The organism is Pseudomonas sp. Irchel 3H3 (assembly GCF_900187635.1).
Lineage (GTDB): Bacteria > Pseudomonadota > Gammaproteobacteria > Pseudomonadales > Pseudomonadaceae > Aquipseudomonas.
Genome location: NZ_FYEC01000002.1, coordinates 229,060 through 247,482, shown reverse-complemented (window position 1 = coordinate 247,482; position 18,423 = coordinate 229,060). Strand labels below are relative to the sequence as shown.

Genomic DNA, 18,423 nt, shown 5'->3' with positions numbered 1-18,423 from the left:
GCTCCCGCAAGGAATGCCGGGGGGAGAATACTCGATTCTGCGGTTTGTACTGTCCGCGGACTCACCTATCAACGTTGTCGATCGAAGTATCTGCGCCGATAGCGGCATTCCCACGTACCGCGAAAAACTGTCTGGAGTCTGGGCGGGAAACGATCCAAGGGATTTAGAGATGAGTGTAGATAATAAAAATCGTTTGGGAACAATGACATCTGTCTCGGAGGTTCGTAGCGTGCTCGAGCCTTCAATCGCTGCAGCACTTACCTATCTTTTAACAAAGTGCTTAATCAGCATCCTGGTCTGCATCGAAAGGCGTTAATTGCCCTGTCTGAATCGCCTCGCGTTACCAGATATAACTATTTGCCGGTATTGGCTGAAAGTATAAAAGTTGCTGCCGATTAGTATGTCGCAAGCACGAGAGCATTCCAGCACCGATACAGAAGTCTGGGCCCGGACAATGAGCAGCCTGTACGCCTCAGCCTCGTTGGCGGCTTGTCTCAGCCCTGCAGCGATGCGCATCAACTCGACAGCCGAGCATTTCACGTCGCAGGCGAGCCCTTGAAGGGTTGACGAAAGGGCGGCGCCATAAAAATAGCATCGCGCGTCATATTTTAGTCGTCATTAATATGGCGATGAACTTGCAGCGCTTAAATGGTTTATCTGCCGTAAATATATTGTCGTCATAAAGCTGACAACTAACTTTGTCTTATTATTCAATTCCCTTGCTGCCGTTGTTTTGGCGCCATTAAGTAAAAATCATTATTTGTGGTTTATTTTTAATTGCACTATTGCTTTGCGTTGTCCAAGTGCTCACCATGTGTCCGGCTTGGAGCTACGGACCAAGGGTTTCGTAGCTTTGGGAATGCTGTACTCACTGTTCTATCGTCTGTCTTGTGCTTGCTAGTGCCGTTGTTTGTTATGACGGCAAGTGGCTTTCGCGTGGGTTTTCGCAAGAGATATTGAAGTTTCTAAAGTTGATTTATATAGGGCGCTGCCAATGGCTGCCGCCCTACTGGTTACAGGTCGTGGATTCAAGTTACCTGTAAGTGGATATGGGAATGTTATAGGGACATTCCATGACCTTAAGTTGCAAGGAGCGTTCGTAGCATGCGAATCAGCATATTTGGTCTGGGTTACGTCGGCGCGGTATGTGCCGGATGCTTGTCGGCAAGAGGGCATCAGATCATCGGGGTCGATGTTCAGGCTCTCAAGATCGATATGATCAACAGTGGCAAATCGCCCATTGTCGAGCCGGGTCTGGGCGAGTTGCTGCAGCAAGGGGTCGCCAGCGGCATGCTGCGTGGCACCCTGGATGTTCGCGAGGCCGTCCTCGAAACCGATATTTCCTTCCTCGCACCGCCGACGCCGAGCAAGCGCAACGGCGACCTCGATGTGTCCTACATCGAAGAGGTGTGCCGGCAGATCGGCCAGGTTCTACCGCTCAAGACCACCCGTCACACGGTAGTGGTACGCAGCACGGTGCTACCGGGCACTCTGCGCAATGTGGTGATTCCGACCCTGGAACAGTATTCCGGGCTCAAGGCCGGCGTCGACTTCGGCGTGGCGGTGAACCCCGAGTTCCTGCGCGAGAGTACCGCGATCAAGGACTACGACTTTCCGGCGATGACAGTGATCGGCGAGCTGGACAGCACCTCTGGCGACCTGCTGGAAGAGATCTACCGCGAGCTGGATGCGCCGGTCATCCGCAAGACCATCGAAGTCGCGGAGATGATCAAGTACACCTGCAACGTCTGGCACGCGGCCAAGGTCACCTTCGCCAACGAGATCGGCAACATCGCCAAGGCGGTCGGCGTCGACGGCCGCGAGGTGATGGAGGTGATCTGCCAGGATCGCAAGCTCAACCTGTCCAGTTACTACATGCGCCCGGGCTTCGCCTTCGGCGGCTCCTGCCTGCCCAAAGATGTGCGCGCGTTGAGCTACCGCGCCGGTCAGTTGGACGTCGAGTCGCCGCTGATCGAGTCGCTGATGCGCAGCAACTCCGCGCAGGTGCGCAAAGCTTTCGACATCATCGCCAGTTACGACAAGCGCAAGGTCGCGCTGCTGGGGCTGTCCTTCAAGGCCGGTACCGACGACCTGCGTGAAAGCCCGCTGGTGGAGCTGGCCGAGATGCTCATCGGCAAGGGCTTCGACCTCAGCATCTACGACAGCAACGTCGAGTATGCCCGTGTTCACGGCGCCAACCGCGACTACATCGAGTCGAAGATTCCCCATGTTTCGTCGTTGCTGCGATCCAATTTCGACGAAGTGGTCGCCAATGCCGACGTGATCGTCCTGGGCAACGGCGATGAAGCCTTCGCGCCCCTGGTAGAACGGGCTTTCGCCGACAAGAAGGTCTTCGACCTGGTGGGGTTTATGCGCCAGTCCAGCGGTGGTGGGTTAGAGGGTATCTGCTGGTAGAGCCATTGCAGTGATGCTCGTGGGGCGCCCTGACAACAGGCACGGCGCTCCTGTTGCCATATTGTTGATAAGTCATACAGGTCCGAGACATGGATGTTTTTCAGAGTCGCCTGCGTACCGCCGCAGGGTGGTTACTGCTGGTAATCACGCTCATGGGGATGGCAATGCTGCTGCCGCGCAGCACATTCGACCCGGAGTCCGTCGATTTCATTCTTCTGCTGGGTGTTATTGGCATCTGGCGTTACTCCATGGGCGCCGTGCATTTCGTGCGGGGGATGATCTTCCTCTATCTGGTGTTCCCCTGGTATCGGCGCAAAATGCGACAGCTGGGTGAGCAAGCGGCCCCGTCCCACGTGTTCCTGCTGGTCACCAGCTTTCGCATCGAGGCGCTCACCACCGCTCAGGTCTACCAATCGGTGATCCGCGAGGCCATCGACTGCGGCTACCCGACCACCGTGGTGTGTTCCATCGTCGAGCGTTCGGACGAGCTGTTGATCGAGAGCCTGTGGCGGCAGATGAACCCACCGCAGCGGGTCAGTCTGGACTTCGTGCGCATCGCCGGAACCGGCAAGCGCGATGGCCTGGCCCACGGTTTCCGCGCCATTTCCCGGCACCTGCCCGACGACGATTCGGTGGTGGCGGTGATCGATGGCGATACCGTATTGGAGCAGGGCGTTGTAAAGAAAACCGTGCCTTGGTTCAAGCTTTTCCCCAATGTCGGTGGCCTGACCACCAACGAGTTCTGCGAAGTGCGCGGCAGCTACATCATGAGCGAGTGGCACAAGCTGCGCTTCGCCCAGCGCCACCTCAACATGTGCTCCATGGCGCTCTCCAAGCGTGTGTTGACCATGACCGGGCGCATGTCGGTATTCCGCACCAGCGTGGTGACCAATCCCGGCTTCATCGCTGACGTCGAGACCGACCACCTGGAACACTGGCGCCTCGGCCGCTTCCGCTTCCTCACTGGCGACGACAAGTCCAGTTGGTACAGCCTGATGCGCCTGGGCTACGACACTTTCTATGTGCCGGACGCGTCCATCAACACCGTTGAGCACCCGCCGGAAAAAAGCTTCATCAAGGCCAGTCGCAAGCTGATGTTCCGCTGGTACGGCAACAACCTGCGGCAGAACTCCCGCGCCCTGGGCCTTGGCCCGAATCGTTTGGGCTGGTTCACCTGCCTGGTGCTGGCCGACCAGCGCGTATCCATGTGGACCAGCCTGCTGGGGCCCACCGTGGCGATCATCGCCAGCCTCAAGTACGGCTTCGCCTTCTTGATGGTGTACCTGCTGTGGATCGGCCTCACTCGCCTGGCGCTGACTCTGCTGCTGCTGGCCTCGGGGCACAAGGTGGGGCCGGCTTATCCGCTGATCCTCTATTACAACCAGATCATGGGCGCGCTGGTGAAGGTGTACGTCTTCTTCCGCCTCGACCGGCAGTCCTGGACCCGGCAGAACACCAAGCTTAATCGCGACCTGGCGAGCTTTTCGCGCTGGTTCAACACCTGGTCTTCGCGCGCGATGACCTTCTCCGCGGGCAGCGTCTTTCTTGCCCTGCTGATGTTCGTGGTGTGATCGGCGAAAAGGACCCAAATACCTTGAAGCCAGGTTCAACTTACTAATTTGAAAGGAGAAAAATTATGAGTGCAGTGATCAGCCCGGTGGGCAACGCCAATATGGTGCATGAGTCCGAGGCGCAGCGTCAGCATGCGCGCCTGAAGCTGCCGGCGAAGGTCCGGTTCCAAGGCCAGCAGGGGGGCGTCCAGGAAGTCGAACTGATAGACCTGTCCGCTGGCGGTTTCAGCTTCGAGCAGGGCAGCCAGTCGGTGGTCGAGGGCAAACTCTATCGCGGCAAGCTGATGTTCAAAGTGGAGGGCATCGGCTTCGCCATGGATGTCGAATTCCAGGTGCGCTCCATCATTGGCGGCAAGCGCGTTGGCTGTGAGTTTCACAACCTGCGTCCGCGCGAGATGTCGGCGCTGCGCTACATCATCAGCTCCTTCGTCGGCGGCGAGCTGGTGAATGTCGGTGGCCTGATCAGCATTCTCCAGCGCGAGAACTTCACCAAGGCCCGTGGCGGCAAGGGCAATGAAAGGCTCAGCCTGCTCGGCCGCCTGCGCGCCATGAGTTTGACCCTGGTGATCCTGGTCGTCGGCCTGGGCGCCTTCGCCTACGTGCTGTACCAGTTCTACGACATCTACTTCGTCACTCACGCGGACTCGGCCCAAGTCAGCGTGCCCGGCACGCAGGTCGCGATGCCGCGCGAAGGGACTGTGCAAAGCCTGGTCACCGTTGGTAGCACGGTCAGCAAGGGCGCGCCGGTGGCGACCTTTACGGCGAACATGCTGGATGCCCTGAAGGGCGCCCTGCCGGAATCGGAGATGACCCCGGACAACCTGGAGCGCCTCTTCAACAAACGCTTCCAAGGCACCCTGACCAGCCCCTGTGACTGCAAAGTGGTCAGCCAACTGGTGGGTGATGGCCAGGTGGCGCCCAAGGGCACTCCGGTGTTCATGTTGGCGCCGGTGGACAGCGTCGCCACCGTCGAAGCACGCTTCCCGTACCGCGCTTTCAACAAGCTGCAACCAGGCACCCCACTGACCTTCCTGGTGGGCGGCGAAACCACCGAACGCGGCGGTCGGATCGCCAGCATCGCCCTGCAGGACGGCGGCCTGGCTTCGGACATCCGCGTGCACATCCAGCCAGACGAGCCGCTTGCCAGCGATCTGGCCAAGCGTCCGGTGGACGTGCGCATTCGCCCGTTGAACGGCTTCTTCGCCAATAACAGCCTGAACAGCCTGGTGTTCGAAAAATGAAGAGCACCGGACTAGCATGCGGGCTGCTGAGCTCGCTCAGCCTCGGTCTGCTGGCCGGTTGCGTGGCGTTGCCCGACCTGCAGTTGGCCAAGACGGCCAAGGGCAGTGGTGACCTCGCGACCGCGGAACAGAATTACCGCGTCCTCGCCAGCGAAGGTTACGTCGAGGCCCAGATCGGTCTCGCCGACCTACTGATACGCAGTCCTTTGATCGAGCAGCGGATGCAGGGCGAGACGCTGTACCGCCAGGCCCTCGATCGCTCTCCGGCGGCGCCAGCGCGGTTGGGTAAATGGCTGGCGAGCAAGCCGCAGGCGAGTCTTGCCGAGCGCCGGGAGGCCGAGCAGTTGCTGCGCCAGAGCCTGGCGGCCGGCGACAACAGTGCACTGCTGCCACTGGTGCAGCTGCAACTGCAGGATCCGCAAAAGCTTGCCAGCGGCGAGCTGGAACGCGAGCTGGAGCAATGGCAGGCGCAAGGCATCAGCGAAGCCCGGCTCGGCAAGGTGCTCCTGTACCGTGTGCGCGGCAACTACGAGCAGAAGCTGGACGAGATCGAAGCCATCTGTGAGGGCTGGCTGGACCAGGCCAGTGAATGCTATGTCGAACTGGCCGAGATCTTCCAGCGGCGTGGCAACAAAGACCGCCAGCAGCAGTTGCTGGCGCGGCTGGACTCGGCCTACCAGGCCGGCCTGGTGTCGCCTGAACGTGTGATGAGCGTTGCCAAGGTCCTGGCCGACAGCAGCCTGGGCGAAGCTGATCCAAAGGCTGCCCAGGTGCTCTACACGCGTATTGCGCCGGCCTACCCGGATGCCTGGTGCGGTTTGGCCGAACTGGTCCTGCGCTTCCCCGACCTGGGGGATGGGGCCGTACTCACCGGATACCTGAACAAGGGTATCGAGGCGGGTTCCAGCCGCGCGGCACTGATGCTCGGGCAGCTGTACCTCAAGGGCCAAGTCGTACCGGCCGATCCGCGGGCGGCGGAGCAGTACCTGCTACAGGCCGCGCCCGGCCACCTCAAAGCGCACCTGCTGCTGGGCCGGTTGTACCGGGATGGCGCGCTGGGCGATATCGAGCCGGAAAAGGCGCTGGAGCATCTGCTGATTGCCGCCCGTGCGGGCGACCCGAGCGCCAACATCGCGCTGGCCCAGCTGTTTGGCGAGGGCAAGGGCGTGCGGATCAACGCCGTCTACAGCTACACCTTCGCCACGCTCGCGTCGCGTCAGGGCGTGGCCCAGGGGCAGGTCCTGATGGAGCGCCTGGCGCCGAGGCTGCAAGCGCAGGACTACCAGCAGGTGGAGAGCCTGCTGGCCCGTGAAATCGAGGCTCGCGGTGGCCAACAGGTCACCGCCAGGAATCAAGCTGATCAAGCGCAGGAAGTGCTATGACTTCGAAATACCGTCCAGTCACCACGCTGGCCTGCATGGCCGGATTGCTGGCCAGCTCCGTCGTCCTTGGGGCGCAGCCGCAACCCGGCTTGTCTTATGGCGCCAATCTCAAACTCACCGCGCAGTCGATCGATGACCTCGATCTGGGTACCCGCGACGGTGGCGACTTCAATGGCGTCGGTCTCAGCGTGCGGCCCTGGGTCTACAACCGTCAGGGCGACTGGAGCGCTTTCGCGCTCGGCGAGGCGTTCCTCGCCACCGACACCATCGAGTCGGACACCAGCGAATCCGACACCTTCGACCCCAACGACGCCCGCGAGCGAGAGGACCAGTTCCTCGCCATGCACGAGTTCTGGGTCGACTATGGCGGTCTGAGCGCTTATCCGGGAGAGTCCTTGCGACTCGGTCGGCAGAAGATCCGCAGTGCCGACGGCCTGTGGTGGGACAGCAATATCGAAGCCTTGCGCTGGAATTTCGAGACAACCCTGCTCAGTGCCCACGTCGGCATTGCCGAACGTTTCAGTGACTACCGCACGGACCTGGATGAACTGGCGCCCGAGGACGAGGATCGCCTGCACCTGCTCGCCGACCTGTCCTGGCAGTGGCAGCCGGGTCACTGGGCCGGAGTGAAGCTCCATCACAGCGATGATGGCGGCAACCTGCCGGGGGTGGGTGAGTCGGTGGACCAGATGAGCAAGACCACGACCGGCGACCTCACCTGGTTGGGGGCTGAACTCAATGGCGATTTCTACAACGAGCGCAGCAACCTGCCGCTCAATTACTGGGTCGCCGCCACGTGGCTGACCGGTAATGTCGACACCTTGCGCACCAACACCGTCAACGGCCGGCGCCAGGCCAACGGCCAGGTCAGCCAGGATGTCGATGCCTGGGCGGTCGACCTTGGCCTGCGCTGGAACATCGACCAGAACTGGCGCGTCGGTACCACCTACATGCGTGCCAGCGGTGGCTCCGACGGCGACGACTCCGAGCAGTTCCAACAGACCGGGCTGGAGAGCAACCGCTCCAAATTCACCGGTACCGGCAGTGCCATCAACCGCTTCGGCGAAGCCTATCGCGGTGAGATGAACAACCTGCAGGCGGCCAGCGTGTTCAGTGGCTGGCAGTTGGCCGAGGACTACGACGCCAGCCTGGTTTACCACCGCTTCTGGCGGGTGGATGACCAGGCCGACAGCAGCAGCGGCCTGAAGGCCCAGTTGGTGCCTGGCGAGAAAGATATCGGGCAGGAAGTCGACCTGGTGGTGACGCGCTACCTGAACCGCGGGCAGATACCGGCCGGGATGGAGTGGCTGAAGGCATCCTCCGCGCTGGTCCGCTTCCGGGGCGGGCTGTTCTTTCCGGGCGATGCCTTCGGCAAAGGCACGGATTCGAGTATGCACCGCGCATTCGTTGATTTTGTCTGGCGCTACTGAATGCCGCCTGCCGAGCTGACCATGGAGTTGGACGCTATGTATTTACACACAAGAAACAGGCACCGCTGGGTCGCCGGCATGGTCCTCGCGGCTAGCCTCGCGTGGGCGCTCGTGGCACCGGCCGGGGAAGACGCCGCACCCGCTTACCAGGTCTCGAGCATTCCCGTCGAGTCGCTGCTGATCGAGCCGCCGAAGCTGCCCGATCTGTCGCCCTATACGGCCGAGGCGGCCAATGCCCGGATCGTTCGCAAGCCCGCTGGCAACGTGGTGCTCAAGCGCATGATCGGCCCGAACCAATTGGTGGAGTTCACCGGTGGCGACGAGCGTCTGCGTGAGTGGGTCAAGCGCCAGGGTGAAATGCCCCAGGCGATTTTCATCGAGGGTGGTTATGTCACGCTCAAGGATCTCGCCCGCAGCCTGCCGAAGAAGTATTTCGAGGAAACCGAGCCGGGTATCTACATCGCTCGCCTGCCGATCGTCGTCAGCCAGGGCGCGACCCTGCACGTTGGTGCCGAAACCCGCGACTTGCGCCTATCCAGCGAGCGCGGCGCGTTCCTGATCAACGACGGCAAGCTGTTCATCATGTACACCCGCCTTACCGCCTGGAGCGAGACGGAAAACCAACAGGACTGGTTCAAGAAGAAGGGCAAGTTCCGCCCCTTCCTCAACGCTTGGGGCGGTACCGAGACCTACATCGTCAACTCGGTGGTCTCGAGTCTTGGTTACACCGCGAGCAAGTCCTATGGCGTATCGATCTCCCAGTACAGCCCGGCGATGCATCCGACCATGCAGCGCGACCATCCCAGCGGCTGGCTGATTGACTCGATGTTCGACGACATGTGGTACGGCTTCTACTGCTACGAAGCCTATGACGTGGTACTCAAGGGCAATACCTACCGCAACAACCTGGTCTACGGTATCGACCCGCACGACCGCTCGCGACGCTTGATCATCGCCGAGAACACCGCCTATGGCACCCGCGAGAAGCACGGCATCATTGTCTCCCGCGAGGTGAACGACAGCTGGATCTTCAACAACCGCTCCTACGAGAACACCCTCTCCGGGATCGTGGTCGACCGCTCCAGCGTCAATAACGTGCTGGCCAACAACGAGGTTTATCGCAACGGTTCCGATGGCATCACCATCTACGAGAGCGGCGACAACCTGTTGTGGGGCAACCGGGCGTTCAACAACGCGCGGCACGGCATTCGTGTGCGCAACAGCGCCAATGTCGGGCTCTATGAAAACCTCGCAGTGGCCAACGGCCTGCTCGGCATCTACGGGCACGTCAAAGACCTCGTCGGCACACCCCGCGACCTGATACTCGACCCCTTCGACATGAACCTCTCCATGACCGTGGTTGGCGGTCGCCTGATCGGTAACCAGTCGGGCGCCATCTCCGTCGTGTCGCCGCAAAGCGTGAAGCTCTACGGTGTGGAAATGCTGATGCCGACCCAGCCCAGCGGCATCGGCATATTCGGTGCGCTTGCCAAGGAGCAGAGCCGAATCATCGACCTGCTGGTGCGACAGAAGCAGGCCGTGCTGGTCCTGCCGCTCGACAAGTTGGCGCAACTTCAAGTGAGTGACAAACAATGAAACGGAGTTCAATGGGCCGCTTAGCCCAAGGGTGGCTGGCGTGCGCCTCGGTTGCGACGCTTTTCACCAGTTCCCTGAGCCTGGCTGCCGAGGCGCCCGTCTACGAGATCGAGCGCTGCTGCCAGATCTGCCCGCAGGCGCTGCAGGACAGCAGCTACACCGGTGATCTGGGCGATTTCAGCCGACTGGCGCAGGGGCAGGAAGATTGGCTGTTTCGCAGCAAGATCGACTTGATGACCAACATCGGCACCACGCCCGAAGGTTTCAAGTTGCTGGAAGATCTGCGTGATGCATTGAAAGCCAGGGGCGTGGAACTGGTGATGGTCTACCTGCCACCGCGGGGCCTGCTCGTCACTGAAATGCTCAACCCGCAGGAGCGCAGCAGCTTCAATGCCGAACTGTCGCGCAGCAATTACCTGGCGACCATCGAGCGCCTGCGCAGCCTGGGTATTCGCGTGCCGGATCTCACCGCACTGCTGGACCTGCCGGCCGACGTGCGCAGCAAATTTTTCTTCAAGCGCGATAACCACTGGACGCCGCAAGGCGCTGAGTTGACCGCGCAATTGCTGGCCGCCGAGCTCAGGAAGTCGAAGGTCTTCGAGGGGATTGCGCGCAAGGAATTTGCCACGCGCACCGAGGGCAGCCTGTACAAGGCCGGCTCTCTCAACCAGGCATTCGGCAAAATCTGTGGCAGCGGGTACGCCAATGAATATTTCACCCGCGCCGTGACCGAGCCCAAAGAAGAGAGCACCGAGCTGTTTGGTGATACCGAGCGGCCCGAGGTGGTGCTGGTCGGCACCAGTTTCAGTTCCGCACAGTACAACTTCGACGGCTTCCTCAAACAGTACGCCAACGTCGACGTGGATAACCGCTCGGTGACAGGCGGGGGCTTCCACAGTGCCATGCTGCAGTACCTCGGCACCCAGGACTTCCAGGACAAACCGCCCAAGGTACTGATCTGGGAGGTCAACAGCTATTACGACCTGGCCATGGCGACTTTCTATCGCCAGGCCATGCCCCTGCTGGATAACGGTTGCCGGAACGTAACGGCGCAAATAGACCAGAAGCTGACCCTGCGGCCAGGCAAGAACGAGGTGCTGGTCAACACTGGGGTCAAGCCGATCCGCAGTGAGGACGCGGTCGTCGAGATCCAGTTCAGCAAGCCCGAGATCAGCGATTTGCGCAGTACCGTCTGGTACATGAGCGGCTCGAGGGAAAACCTGTTGATCAGCCGGTCGCGGGAAGTCGAGTCGAACGGCCGCTTTGTTTTCCGCTTGCGTGAGGACGCCGAGTGGGCGGGGCAGACGCTGCTCTCCCTGGAAATCGATATGCCGGCAGACATGCCCCCGGGGCTGCAGGTCGAGGCGAAGATCTGCCGCAGGGCGGACAAACCCGCAAGCGTGATGCAAGCCAAGGCCGATTGACCTGATTGAGCCATGCGCCGGGCTGCACCTGGCGCATGGACTCCTTAGGGCAACGACGATCATTCAAAAGGAGATTGAGAGCGTGGTTTTTTCTTCCAACGTGTTCCTGTTCCTGTTCCTGCCGATTTTCCTCGGCTTGTACTACCTGGTCGGAACGCGCTATCGAAACCTGTTGTTGCTGGTCGCTAGCTACATCTTCTATGCCTGGTGGCGCATCGACTTCCTGGTGCTGTTCGCTGTCGTGACAGTGTTCAACTACTGGATTGGCCTGCGCATCGGCGCGGCCGGAGTGCGTACGAAAACTGCGCAGAAATGGCTGCTCCTCGGCGTGGTGGTGGACCTCGGCGTACTCGGCTATTTCAAGTACGCCAATTTCGGCGTCGACAGCCTCAACGCCATCATCACCTCGTTCGGCATGGAGCCCTTTGTGCTCACGCACATCCTGCTGCCGATCGGGATCTCTTTCTACATCTTCGAGTCCATCAGCTACATCATCGACGTCTACCGCGGCGACACCCCAGCCACCCATAACCTGGTGGACTTCGCCGCCTTTGTGGCGATCTTCCCGCACCTGATTGCCGGCCCGGTACTGCGTTTTCGCGACCTGGTGGACCAGTTCAACCACCGTACCCACACGGTGGACAAGTTCGCCGAGGGCTGTACGCGTTTCATGCAAGGTTTCATCAAGAAGGTCTTCATCGCAGACAGCATCGCGCCCATCGCCGACCATTGCTTCGCGCTTTCCGACCCCACCACGGGCGACGCCTGGCTGGGTGCGCTGGCCTATACCGCGCAACTGTATTTCGACTTTTCCGGCTACAGCGACATGGCCATCGGCCTGGGCCTGATGATGGGCTTCCGCTTCATGGAAAACTTCAAGCAGCCGTACATCAGCCAATCCATTACCGAGTTCTGGCGACGCTGGCACATCAGCCTTTCCACCTGGCTGCGCGACTACCTGTACATCAGCCTGGGCGGCAACCGCGGAACCGCTTTCCAGACCTACCGCAACCTGTTCCTGACCATGCTGTTGGGCGGTCTGTGGCATGGCGCCAACTTCACCTACATCCTCTGGGGCGCCTGGCACGGCGTCTGGTTGGCCATTGAGCGTTTCTGGGGCGTGAACGCCGCGCCACGGGTGCTCAACCCGCTGAAGTGGATCTTCACCTTCATGCTGGTGGTGATCGGCTGGGTGATTTTCCGCGCCGAGAACCTCGACGTGGCCTGGCGCATGTACGTTGCCATGTTCAGCTTCGCCGACTGGCGGCTCTCCGAGCTCAACCACGCTCAGCTCACCAGCCTGCAGATCGCCACCCTGGTGCTGGCTTATGTCGTGCTGGCCATCTTCGGCATCCGTCAGTTCTACGCCCAGCCGCTGGCCGGCGGACCCAAGGACCGCGCCAGCGAAGACCACGACATGATGATCAACGCCAACGGCGCAGCCGCCGTGGCGCGCCTGCGGATAGGCGCCGTGGCCTTCCACGCGGCCGTGCTCCTGCTGTTCGCCGTCTCGGTGCTGAAGCTCTCGGCGCAAAGCTTTTCGCCCTTCCTGTACTTTCAGTTCTGAGGGGAACCGACTATGAACAGAACCCTGAACCTGCTCTACAGCGTGCTCTTCTGCAGCCTGCTGCTGGCGCTCTGCCTGTGGTCCCTGCGCGCGGTATTCGGCTTCTCCGCAGCCAGTGAAACCAGCGTGCTGGACGGCAAACTGGCGCTGGCCTTCGAGAAGCACTACGACGCCCAGTTCCCGGTCAAGCAACTGGGCACCAATCTCTGGGCGCTGGCGGACTACACGCTTTTCGGCGAAGGCCGCCAGGGCGTGGTCATCGGCCAGGACGGCTGGCTGTACTCGGACGAGGAGTTCAAGCCGGCGAGCAAACCCGATCAGTTGCAGGACAATTGGCGGTTGGTGAACGCCGTACGGGCCGAGTTCGAGCGTCGTGGGGTGACGCTGGTGCTGGCGCTCCTGCCAGCCAAGGCTCGACTCTATCCGGAGCATCTGGATGACGAGCGACCCGTGCTGACTCAGCAGAGCCTGTACCCGAAGGTCCTCGACATGATGCGCCAAGCCGGGTTGAGCGGGCCGGATCTGTTGCCTGCGCTGCAGCGGGCGAAGGCGCAGGAGCCAGTGTTCCTGCGTACCGACAGCCACTGGACCCCCTTCGGCGCAGAGGTCGCGGCCAGGAGTCTGGCCGAGCATCTGGCGCGGCAGGGTATCTGGCAGCATGGCGACCAGACCTTCGTCACCGAGGCTGTCGCCAGCCGGGAGCACAAAGGCGACCTGCTGAGTTTCCTGCCCCTGGAGCCGTACTTCGCCGACCTGCAACCACCGGCCGAGCGCCTGCGCCCGCGCCTGACCCGGGCCGCCGAGGGACAGGAGGCGAGCGCCGAGGATGAGCTGTTCGTCGACGCGCTGCCATCGATCGCGCTGGTCGGGACCAGCTACAGCGCCAACCCGGACTGGAACTTCGCCGGTGCGCTGAAACAGGCCCTGGGCAGCGACCTGCTCAATTACGCCGAGGAGGGCAAGGGCCCACTGGTGCCCATGCTGAACCTGCTGCAGCAGGGGGATAAAGAGCTCGCCGGGCTGCGCCTGGTGATCTGGGAGTTCCCCGAGCGCTATCTGATGCTACCCAGCGATCTGTCCGGATTCGACGCGGCCTGGCTCGCCCGGCTGCACAACGGCGAGGAGCCGGTCAGCCGCGCGCTGCACACCGCCACCTCGACCTCCACTGAGCCCGTCCTGCAATTCTAGGAGTACCTGTATGTCCCTTTTTTCCTCGATGTCCTACACCCTGCGCTTGGGCAGCCTGTTGCTTGGCCTGTCCGCCCCGTGGGTGATGGCTGACGAAGCGGCGCTCTACGGTCCGGCGGCACCGCATGGCTCGGCTTTCGTACGCGGCTTCAACGCCGCTAACAGCAGTTTTGACGCCAACCTCGGCCCTGTCCGCATCAATGACCTGGGCGCCAAAAGCAGCAGCGATTTCGCCTTCCTGCCGGCCGGTAAATACACCGTCAGCGCAGATAGCAAGAGCTTGGCGGTGAAGCTCGACGCCGAGCGCTACTACACACTGGTGCAGATGCCGGATGGGGCGCTGGAGCTGGTGGAGGAACCGCCGTTCAAGAATCGCCAGAAGTCCCTGCTGCGCCTGCAGAACCTATCCGACACCGCCCTGTCGATTAAAACCGCCGACGGTCGTACCGAGGTCATCCGCCCGGTCTCGGCTAACGCCCGTGGCGAGCGCGAGATCAACCCGGTCAAGGTGCGCCTGACGCTGTTCGCTGGCGACCGCAAGATTCGTGACCTCGACCCGCTGGTGCTGGAGCGTGGCGAAGTGGTCAGCCTGTTTGTCACCGGTTCCGCCGACAAGTTGTCTCCGGCCTGGGTCAAGCGTCCGGTTGCGACCAACTGAGGAATGGCTATGAAACCCTGGCAGATCTGCTCGCGGATGGCGCTCACCGGCCTGGCCCTGTTGCTGGCCGGCGGCTGTAGCAAGCCCCTGGAGCGCAACGCCGGCGCCAACCTGGTGCCGCCCAGCGGCTACTACCTGGCCGCTCCGTCCCCCAAGGACAAGGTGGCGGCCTGTCCCGAGGTACCCGCGCCCTATTCGGGCGACCTGCTGTTCCCGAGCAAGTACGAAGGTTCGGACTCGGCCAGGGACAAGCTCAACCCGCAGGCCGCCGCGCGCTACAAGCGGCTGACCGGCGATGTGCGTACGCTGGAAAGCGGGGTGAGCAAGCTGGTCGGCAAGTATCTCGAGGATGGCCGTCAGGAATACGCCGACTGCGCCCTGACCTGGTTGAGCACATGGGCCGAAGCCGACGCGCTGCTCAGCCGAACCTACAACCACACCGGCAAGTCGGTGCGCAAATGGGCGCTGGGCAGCCTGTCTTCCGCCTATCTGCGGCTACAGTTTTCCGGCTCAGAACCCTTGCGTGGGCATGAGGCCGAAACTCGCGCCATCGAACAGTGGTTCGCCCAGCTCGCCGATCAGGTGGTGCACGATTGGAACGAGCAACCGCGTGAGCGGCGCAACAACCACCAGTACTGGGCTGCCTGGGCGGTGATGGCAAGCGCCGTGGTGCTCGACCGCCAGGACCTGTTCGACTGGGCGGTCGAGCAGTACCGCCATGGTATGGAGCAGGTCGACGCCGATGGCTACCTGCCGCTGGAGCTGTCCCGGCAGACCCGGGCGCTTGCGTACCACAACTACAGCCTGGGGCCGCTGGTAATGATCGCGGCATTCGCCGAGGCCAACGGGCTGGATCTGCGTGGCGACAACGGTGGTGCCCTGCAGCGGCTCGCCCAGCGGGTCGAAAGTGGCGTGCTCAACCCGCGCCTTTTCGAGGCCCGGTCCGGCTACCCGCAGGAACTGGAGGATATGCAGGAGGACGGCAAGTTCGCCTGGCTGGAGCCCTACTGCGCACTTTATCGCTGCTCGGCCGAGACCGATTCGTGGCGCCGCTCTCTGGAGCCGCTGGAGACCTATCGGCTAGGAGGGGATATCACCCAGTTGTTCAACCCTTGATCGCATCGATGCATTCACTCTCCCGGTAGTCCGAGGCAGGGCCTCGGCGGGGACAAGTATTAATTTGAAATGGAACTTTAATGAGGCTTCTCCCATGATTCCGGTAATTCTTTCTGGTGGTAGTGGTTCGCGCTTGTGGCCCCTTTCGCGCAAGCAGTATCCAAAGCAGTTCCTCGCCCTGACCGGCGAGCATTCGCTGTTCCAGCAGACCCTGCAGCGCCTGGACTTCGAAGGTATGCAGAGCCCGCTGATCGTGTGCAACCTTGAGCACCGCTTTATCGTCAACGAGCAACTGGAGCGGATCGGCGTCGAGGGGCACTCGACACTGCTCGAACCCTTCGGCCGCAATACCGCGCCGGCCGTGGCTATGGCCGCCTTGCAACTGCTGGCCGAGGGCCGCGACGAACTGATGCTGGTGCTGCCCGCCGACCATGTGATCGAGGACCAACCGGCGCTGCGCGAGGCACTGGAAGTGGCGCGCGCGGTGGCCGAGGAAGGGGAGATGGTGTTGTTCGGCATCCCGGTCGAGCGTCCCGAGACCGGCTTCGGCTACATCAAGGCGACCCGTGCCGGTGACGCCGGCGGGATGCATCCCGGCGTCTACCGGGTCAGCCACTTCGTCGAGAAGCCCAATGCAGAACTGGCCCGCGAGCTCGTCCGCACGGGTGGCTATTACTGGAACAGCGGCATGTTCCTGTTCCGTGCCAGCCGTTATCTGGACGAGTTGCTCAAGCATGCGCCTGGCATCTACGACGCTTGTGCGCTGGCCCTGGAACGCAGCCACCGCACCGGCAATGTCATAACCATCGATAGCAGCACCTTCGAGTGCTGCCCGGACAACTCCATCGACTACGCGGTGATGGAGAAGACCACCCGCGCTTGCGTGGTGCCGCTCGCCGCCGGCTGGAGCGACGTGGGCAACTGGTCCTCTCTGTCGGACGTGCATGAGAAGGACCAGGCCGGCAACGTGCTCAAGGGCGATGTGATGATCCACGACAGCCGCAATAGCTTCGTCCACAGCAGCAGCAAGCTGGTGGCCTTGGTCGGTGTGGACGATCTGGTGGTAGTGGAAACCAAGGATGCGGTGATGATTACCCACAAGAACTCGGTTCAGGACGTCAAAGCACTGGTCAACAGCCTGGATCTGAAGGGCCGCTCGGAAACCCAGAGCCATTGTGCGGTCAATCGACCTTGGGGCTGCTACGACTCGGTGGATAACGGTACTCGCCATCAGGTCAAGCGCATCACCGTGAAGCCCGGCGCGCAGCTGTCGCTTCAGAAGCACCACCACCGCGCCGAGCACTGGATCGTGGTATCCGGCATCGCCCAGGTGACGTGTGACGATAAGGTCTTCCTGCTGGCCGAAAACCAGTCCACCTACATCCCGATCGCCTCGGTGCACCGCCTGGCCAACCCCGGGAAAATCCCGCTGGAGATTATCGAGGTGCAGTCGGGCAGCTACCTCGGTGAGGACGACATCGAGCGCCTGGAGGATGTCTATGGGCGGACTGGCGAGGCGCTGCCGGCACCCAAGCTGGTGGTCGGCGTTTGAGCCAAAGCACCCGGGTCAGCCGGTGGATCCCTGCACGCCGACCCCTTGGCTGATTACCGATGCACGTCAGGTGCTGCTCAAAGCAGCGCTTGAACGTTGCTTGGCATAGCGCAGTGCTATCACCTGGCGCATAATCAGGGCATGTCCGGGTGTGCTATCCCCGTTTCAGTTTTATACATCGATAACAGGGACGTTTACCGTTGTTAAAAAAGAAAATAGTGTCCGCTTTGATCTTGGTTGGTGCGTCGGTCTTTACAGTATTCAATTTTTTCAGTCTGTTTTTTTCTGGATATTAGCCATCCATTCGGCGATCAGGACGACTGATCGGCGAGCGCGAACTTATGTGCGGTGGTTGTGGCTGAACAGTCGTTAATGGCTGATCCTGGAAGATTTGGAATTTGATGATTTAAGGGATTCAATTGCTTGTCAGCGTTAAATATGGAGTTGAAAAGTCAGTATGGATACCGAGCACGCTGTACAAGTTATCGCTATCGCCAGCGGTAAGGGCGGTGTAGGCAAAACTACTGTGGCGGTGAATCTATCATTGGCGCTGGCGGAGCTTGGGCGCCGCGTCGTTTTGCTGGATTCAAACCTTGAGTTCCCGAATGTCGACGTCCAATTGGGGCTTGTGCCACGGTATACGCTTGTCGATCTGATCGAGGGCCGCTGTGAATTATCCGATACCTTGATGGACGGGCCGGGAGGAGTGCGCGTAGTTGCATCTGGTTCAGGTGTACCGAGTATGGTGCGCCTGTCGCGGGCTCAGCATTCAGGCCTGATACAGGCATTCAGCGAGATAGCGGACAGCCTGGACGTGCTGGTGATCGACACCGCCACGGGTATTGGCGAACCGGTAGTCAGCTTCATTCGAGCTGCCCATGAAGTCTTGGTGATTGTATGCGATGAGCCGGCGTCCATCTCCGGGGCTTACGCGTTGATCAAAGTACTTAATCATGAGCACGGAATGAAGCGCTTCAGGGTGTTGGCCAACATGGAGATCAACCCTCTGGAAGGGCAGAATTTGTTTGCCAAGCTTATTAAGCTCACGGACCACTTCCTGGATGTTTTCCTGGAGTATGCGGGAGCAATTCCTTACGACGAATATGTACGTAATGCGGCGCAGACACGGCGGGCGGTTTACGAGAGACATCCGCGATGCAAATGCAGTAAAGCCTTTCAGGAGGTAGCACTCAAGGCTGACGCGTGGCCATTGCTGGGCGCTCCAAGAGGGCATGTAGAGTTTTTTGTCGAGCGACTTGTTAACCACTCAAAAAGGTAATAAC

General features: G+C 61.1%; 13 protein-coding genes. All 13 read left to right on the top strand.

The window, feature by feature from the left end; all coding sequences use genetic code 11:
* Nucleotides 1–1,104 precede the first annotated feature (1,104 nt).
* The 13 genes from CKW24_RS04050 to CKW24_RS03990 all read left to right on the top strand — a co-directional run bounded on the left by CKW24_RS04050 (nucleotide 1,105) and on the right by CKW24_RS03990 (nucleotide 18,419).
* Nucleotides 1,105–2,415, top strand: coding sequence for a nucleotide sugar dehydrogenase (locus tag CKW24_RS04050; RefSeq protein WP_095081201.1), 1,311 nt, complete (start codon nucleotides 1,105–1,107; stop codon nucleotides 2,413–2,415).
* Nucleotides 2,416–2,504: 89 nt separating this feature from the next.
* Nucleotides 2,505–3,986 carry a glycosyltransferase family 2 protein gene (locus CKW24_RS04045; RefSeq protein WP_095165455.1) on the top strand — a complete coding sequence of 494 codons (1,482 nt, stop codon included), beginning with the start codon at nucleotides 2,505–2,507 and terminating at the stop codon, nucleotides 3,984–3,986.
* Nucleotides 3,987–4,051: 65 nt separating this feature from the next.
* Entirely contained in the window at nucleotides 4,052–5,227 is a 1,176-nt protein-coding gene (locus CKW24_RS04040) for an alginate biosynthesis protein Alg44 (RefSeq protein WP_305886328.1), read from the top strand.
* Entirely contained in the window at nucleotides 5,224–6,609 is a 1,386-nt protein-coding gene (locus tag CKW24_RS04035; protein WP_095165453.1) for an SEL1-like repeat protein, read from the top strand. The genes CKW24_RS04040 and CKW24_RS04035 overlap by 4 nt, the downstream gene beginning before the upstream one ends.
* Entirely contained in the window at nucleotides 6,606–8,039 is a 1,434-nt protein-coding gene (locus tag CKW24_RS04030; protein ID WP_218274097.1) for an alginate export family protein, read from the top strand. Before CKW24_RS04035 ends, CKW24_RS04030 begins: the two co-directional genes overlap by 4 nt.
* Before the next feature lie 36 nt (nucleotides 8,040–8,075).
* Nucleotides 8,076–9,635 (top strand): mannuronan 5-epimerase AlgG, encoded by a 1,560-nt coding sequence (gene algG, locus CKW24_RS04025; protein WP_095165645.1) that lies wholly within the window; start codon nucleotides 8,076–8,078, stop codon nucleotides 9,633–9,635.
* Nucleotides 9,636–9,646: 11 nt separating this feature from the next.
* On the top strand, nucleotides 9,647–11,059 hold the full coding sequence (locus tag CKW24_RS04020) for an alginate O-acetyltransferase (protein WP_159987268.1): 1,413 nt from the start codon (nucleotides 9,647–9,649) through the stop codon (nucleotides 11,057–11,059).
* 82 nt (nucleotides 11,060–11,141) lie between these two features.
* Complete coding sequence (locus CKW24_RS04015) at nucleotides 11,142–12,626, top strand: MBOAT family protein (protein ID WP_095165449.1); 1,485 nt, start codon at nucleotides 11,142–11,144, stop codon at nucleotides 12,624–12,626.
* Between the two features lie 12 nt (nucleotides 12,627–12,638).
* Nucleotides 12,639–13,814: an alginate O-acetyltransferase gene (locus CKW24_RS04010; RefSeq protein WP_095165447.1), complete on the top strand. Its 1,176-nt coding sequence runs from the start codon at nucleotides 12,639–12,641 to the stop codon at nucleotides 13,812–13,814.
* 10 nt (nucleotides 13,815–13,824) lie between these two features.
* Complete coding sequence (locus CKW24_RS04005) at nucleotides 13,825–14,472, top strand: alginate O-acetyltransferase AlgF (protein WP_095165445.1); 648 nt, start codon at nucleotides 13,825–13,827, stop codon at nucleotides 14,470–14,472.
* Between the two features lie 9 nt (nucleotides 14,473–14,481).
* Nucleotides 14,482–15,588 carry a mannuronate-specific alginate lyase gene (locus CKW24_RS04000; protein WP_095165443.1) on the top strand — a complete coding sequence of 369 codons (1,107 nt, stop codon included), beginning with the start codon at nucleotides 14,482–14,484 and terminating at the stop codon, nucleotides 15,586–15,588.
* A 94-nt stretch (nucleotides 15,589–15,682) separates the two neighbouring features.
* Nucleotides 15,683–17,140 carry a mannose-1-phosphate guanylyltransferase/mannose-6-phosphate isomerase gene (locus tag CKW24_RS03995; protein ID WP_095165442.1) on the top strand — a complete coding sequence of 486 codons (1,458 nt, stop codon included), beginning with the start codon at nucleotides 15,683–15,685 and terminating at the stop codon, nucleotides 17,138–17,140.
* A 457-nt stretch (nucleotides 17,141–17,597) separates the two neighbouring features.
* The gene (locus tag CKW24_RS03990; protein WP_095165440.1) at nucleotides 17,598–18,419 is read left to right on the top strand and encodes a MinD/ParA family protein; all 822 of its coding nucleotides are present in this window, start codon (nucleotides 17,598–17,600) and stop codon (nucleotides 18,417–18,419) included.
* The last annotated feature ends 4 nt before the right edge of the window (nucleotides 18,420–18,423 follow it).

What these genes read in the sequence shown, in the direction of transcription:
- CKW24_RS04030 (WP_218274097.1), top strand. Translation starts at nt 6,606, where the DNA reads ATGACTTCGAAATACCGTCCAGTCACCACGCTGGCCTGCATGGCCGGA.
- CKW24_RS03990 (WP_095165440.1), top strand. Translation starts at nt 17,598, where the DNA reads ATGGATACCGAGCACGCTGTACAAGTTATCGCTATCGCCAGCGGTAAG.
- CKW24_RS04045 (WP_095165455.1), top strand. Translation starts at nt 2,505, where the DNA reads ATGGATGTTTTTCAGAGTCGCCTGCGTACCGCCGCAGGGTGGTTACTG.
- CKW24_RS04005 (WP_095165445.1), top strand. Translation starts at nt 13,825, where the DNA reads ATGTCCCTTTTTTCCTCGATGTCCTACACCCTGCGCTTGGGCAGCCTG.
- CKW24_RS04000 (WP_095165443.1), top strand. Translation starts at nt 14,482, where the DNA reads ATGAAACCCTGGCAGATCTGCTCGCGGATGGCGCTCACCGGCCTGGCC.
- CKW24_RS03995 (WP_095165442.1), top strand. Translation starts at nt 15,683, where the DNA reads ATGATTCCGGTAATTCTTTCTGGTGGTAGTGGTTCGCGCTTGTGGCCC.
- CKW24_RS04010 (WP_095165447.1), top strand. Translation starts at nt 12,639, where the DNA reads ATGAACAGAACCCTGAACCTGCTCTACAGCGTGCTCTTCTGCAGCCTG.
- CKW24_RS04020 (WP_159987268.1), top strand. Translation starts at nt 9,647, where the DNA reads ATGGGCCGCTTAGCCCAAGGGTGGCTGGCGTGCGCCTCGGTTGCGACG.
- CKW24_RS04040 (WP_305886328.1), top strand. Translation starts at nt 4,052, where the DNA reads ATGAGTGCAGTGATCAGCCCGGTGGGCAACGCCAATATGGTGCATGAG.
- CKW24_RS04035 (WP_095165453.1), top strand. Translation starts at nt 5,224, where the DNA reads ATGAAGAGCACCGGACTAGCATGCGGGCTGCTGAGCTCGCTCAGCCTC.
- algG (WP_095165645.1), top strand. Translation starts at nt 8,076, where the DNA reads ATGTATTTACACACAAGAAACAGGCACCGCTGGGTCGCCGGCATGGTC.
- CKW24_RS04050 (WP_095081201.1), top strand. Translation starts at nt 1,105, where the DNA reads ATGCGAATCAGCATATTTGGTCTGGGTTACGTCGGCGCGGTATGTGCC.